Annotated in this window: 4 protein-coding genes; all 4 read right to left on the reverse strand. The window is 62.2% G+C overall.

Going from position 1 to position 3,546, the window contains the following annotated elements; translation table 11 throughout:
- Positions 1 to 141: 141 nt before the first annotated feature.
- Positions 142 to 1,476 (reverse strand): tetratricopeptide repeat protein, encoded by a 1,335-nt coding sequence (locus tag AC5JJ6_RS04625; protein WP_496040922.1) that lies wholly within the window; start codon positions 1,474 to 1,476, stop codon positions 142 to 144.
- Between the two features lie 92 nt (positions 1,477 to 1,568).
- Positions 1,569 to 2,309, reverse strand: a complete 741-nt coding sequence (locus AC5JJ6_RS04630; RefSeq protein WP_496040923.1) for a DUF1217 domain-containing protein — start codon at positions 2,307 to 2,309, stop codon at positions 1,569 to 1,571.
- Between the two features lie 29 nt (positions 2,310 to 2,338).
- Positions 2,339 to 2,740 (reverse strand): flagellar biosynthesis regulator FlaF, encoded by a 402-nt coding sequence (locus tag AC5JJ6_RS04635; protein WP_044437558.1) that lies wholly within the window; start codon positions 2,738 to 2,740, stop codon positions 2,339 to 2,341.
- Positions 2,741 to 2,877: 137 nt separating this feature from the next.
- On the reverse strand, positions 2,878 to 3,546 hold a 669-nt coding region (locus AC5JJ6_RS04640; protein WP_496040924.1), incomplete at its 5' end, for a flagellin.

Raw genomic sequence — 3,546 nt, forward strand, 5'->3', positions numbered from 1 at the left:
CCGCCCTGTTCGGCCATGACGAAAGCGTCCGCGCCATCGAGCACGTCCTGGCCGCAGGACGCTGAGGGGAAGCCCGAACGCAAAGGGGCGCCGGGCTGATCGAGCCCGGCGCCCCAATCGGCGTCGTATCGCTGAAGCCGTTTACGCCGGCTTCTGCGCCACGAAGATCATGCCGAACACCGGCCGGCCGGCACTGTTGCGAAGCTGCTCGCGGGCACCGGTGACCACCTTGAAGCCCGAGTCGGTCAGCACCTTCTGGACATAGGTGCGCCGATGGGCGAAGCGGCCGGCGGCCGATACCTCGTAGTCCGCCAGGAAGGATTCCTCGACCGAGAAGACGAACAGGCCGTTCGACTCGAGAACGTCGAACACCTTGGCGACTAACCCGTCGAGACGGCCGATATAGCCGCAGACGTCGGCGGCGATGGCGACCGAATACTGCCGGTCAATCTCGCCGAGCGAAACCTGGAGGTCGACCGCTTCGATCTGGTCGTAGATCTTCTTGTCGAGCGCCTGCACCAGCATGTTGCGGGAGATGTCGACGCCCTTCTGGAAGTCGGTCAGGTCGCGCAGCATCACGCCGGTAAGGCCGGTCCCGCAGCCGAGATCCAGGATGGATGGGAAATGGGTGCGGCCCGGAGTGGCCTTGAGCAGATAGCGGCGGACCAGACCCGGCACCCGGTAGCGCAGCTTCTCGATGACGTCCGACTCGTAGTAGCTGGCGTAATCGTCGAACAGCCCCGCGACGAAGTCGGAGGGGATCGACTCCATGTCCTCGTCCCGAAGCAGCGAGAGCATGTGCTTCGATTTCAGGTTGGTCGGGTCGAGTTCGATCGCCCGCTCGAACGCCTTGACGGCATCGGCATTGCGCCCGGCGATGCGGTGCAGGGCGTTGCCCATGTTGTGATAAAGCTCAGGCGCTTCGACAAGCGCCAGGGTACGCTTGCAGACCTCGGCGCTGCGGGCGTATTCCTTCAGGGAGTTGAGGACGCTCGACAGGTTGACGGCCGCGTCGATCATGTCGGGATGGACGTCCAGGACCGCCTCGAACAGCTCGACCGCCGCCTTGAAGTCGCCCTGCCCCGTCATCGCCAGACCCAGGTTGATGTAAAGCTGGGGGTGATGCTCGGGTTCGGAATTGTTGATCGCCTTGACGTGGAAGACCACGGCTTCGTCGAACATCTTCATCTGCTGAAGATGCACCGCCAGATTGTTCAGCAATTCCCAGTCGCGGGGGTTCAGCATGACGGCGGAGGCCAGATCCTGGATGCCGTCGCTCAGTTCGCCCTGCCGGGCGCGGCACGTCCCGCGGAGCGCCAGCAGATCGGAGTCTTCCGGCAGCCCGACGAGCGCCTCGTCCACCAGGGAACGGGTTTCCTCAAGGTCCCCACGCGTCAACAGGATCGCTGCGCGTTGCTTCAAATCCGCCAGTCCTGCGGCATCGGCCGGAATTTGCAAAGCTACTTCAGCAGACATCAATTCTCTCCAGCTTTCGGCCTCTGGCCGGATGTTGGCGGGCATCGCCAGGGCGACCGTCGGTCAGGCCCATCCGGCGGCGTATGCGATTCTCATGCGAAAAGGTTCAGCTTCCACTGGTCCGCACCACCCGTTCCGCTACCGGTGTCGGATGCCATCAGGAAGCGCTTGGCCAGCTTGTCGACGAATTTCGGGTCCTTGAGGTCGGAGACCTTCATGCGCTTCTCGATCGCCGCCGCCTGTGCCTCGACCGACTGGTTCGCAAGCTCCAGGGGCAGGCCGAGAGCGGTCGTCACGACGTGGCGGAGACGCGCGTCACCCAGGATGTCGTAAGTGCTCCTGACACCCGAGGCGTTTTCCTTCAGGTACATCGCCAGCGGAACGCCCGAGTTCTGCTTTGCCAGGCCGGCATTGTACTTGTTCTTGACGTAGAGTTCGGCCAGATCGTCCTTGGTGGATTCGCGCTGGACCTGGCCCAGCCCCTTCTCGCCCAGCTGGAGCAGGGTGGCGGCGGCTTTGAAACGCTTGTCCACCAGCTTGTTCATCAGGGCGTCGGAGTCTTCGGCCTTCTGCGTCAGGACCTTCTTGAGAAAGCCCATCTTGTCGGTTTCCTTGCCCAGATCCGTCGCATCCAGGATGAACTTCATCATGCGGCGGTCTTTGAACAGGTCTTCGACGGATTTCACGCTCTGGATATTGTTGCGGAAGTAATCCACCTCGGCCTTGACGTCCTTACGGGCAGCCAACTTCTCGACCGCCGCGTCGCCTTGCTTTACGGCGAGCTGATAGGCCGCGATGGCCGGCATCTTGAAGAAGGCGATGCTGTTGGACATGGTAAGGCTCCAGGTGGTGGCCAGCCCCCTCAGACGGCAGGGAGTTGGGTCGGCAGTCCGGCGGCCGCGGTCGTCGTCTCCGGCATCGCCGCCAAGCCCTCGATCATCTGGGTATTGATGTCGATCAGGAAGTCGACGTCGAGCGTGCCGGTGATGTTCTGGTCGATCTCGCGGATCACGGCCTGTCCGATCGAGATGATCTGCCCGCGCAAGGGCGCCGGCAGGCGGTTCTGGTCGTCCTGCAACAGCTTTATGATGGTCATCCAGAGAAGCTTGTTGTCCGATGCGGCCCGGACGAGATCCATGCCGTTCGGATTCGCCTTGCCCTGGATCAATCCGAAGGTGACGCGCTTGAAGAGATTAGCCTCTTGCGAGCGATAATCCGTCTTCATCATCGCCGCTTGCTTATAAGCGTTGAGCTTCGAGTTCATTGCGACTTCCGTTCAGAACCGCTTTTGTGCTGGTCTTAGGTGGATATGAAGCTTCGGAACCGCCGGAATGACCCGTGAAGCCCATGCCCGCCCTTTTCGGGCCGAAACCGGAAAAGGACGGGCGGCGGGCACGGACCTTAACGGAACAGGCCCAGGAGCGACTGCGGAGACTGGTTGGCGATCGAGAGCGCCTGGCTGGAAAGCTGCTGCTTGACCTGCAAGGACTGCAAGCGGGCGCTTTCCTTCGCGAGGTCGGCGTCGACGATGGCGCCCAGGCCGGTGTTGGTCGCGTCGGCGATCGCATTGTTGAACCCGATCTGGTTCGTGATGCGGCGGCTGTCGGCGGCCAGCTGGTTCATGGCCTGACCCAGGTTGCCTTCGGCGTTGGCCAATGCGCCGGTCGTGGCGATCAGGGCCGCGGCGGCGGTGTAGTTGGAGGCGCTGGTGAGCTGGCTGTAGACCGCGGACGCAAGGTTCTGCGCCGTCACCGTGATGTTGCCGCCATCGACGTTGGAGATGATCGCCTGGTTGGCGCTGGAATTGATCAGCGTAATGTTGTTGTACTTGGCGTCTTTGATGAAGTTGTCGATATCGTTCTTCAGGGTATTGTACTGGTTCTCGTAGTTCGTACGGTCAGCACCGGTCAAGGCCTGATCGGCCAGCTTGGTGAGAACGACGCGAACGTCCTGAAGCGACTTGGAGATGTTTTCACCCGCCTTCACGGCGACGTCGATCATGCCCTTGCCGACCGCCAGACGCTCGTTCACGGCGCCGATCGCCTTCACGTCGCTGCGGATGCCTTCCGC

The sequence above is a fragment of the Skermanella sp. genome, assembly GCF_059503625.1.

Bases quoted from the DNA above. Each gene is read 5' to 3' on its own strand.
- AC5JJ6_RS04625 (WP_496040922.1), bottom strand. From the start codon at position 1,476: ATGTCTGCTGAAGTAGCTTTGCAAATTCCGGCCGATGCCGCAGGACTG.
- AC5JJ6_RS04630 (WP_496040923.1), bottom strand. From the start codon at position 2,309: ATGTCCAACAGCATCGCCTTCTTCAAGATGCCGGCCATCGCGGCCTAT.
- AC5JJ6_RS04635 (WP_044437558.1), bottom strand. From the start codon at position 2,740: ATGAACTCGAAGCTCAACGCTTATAAGCAAGCGGCGATGATGAAGACG.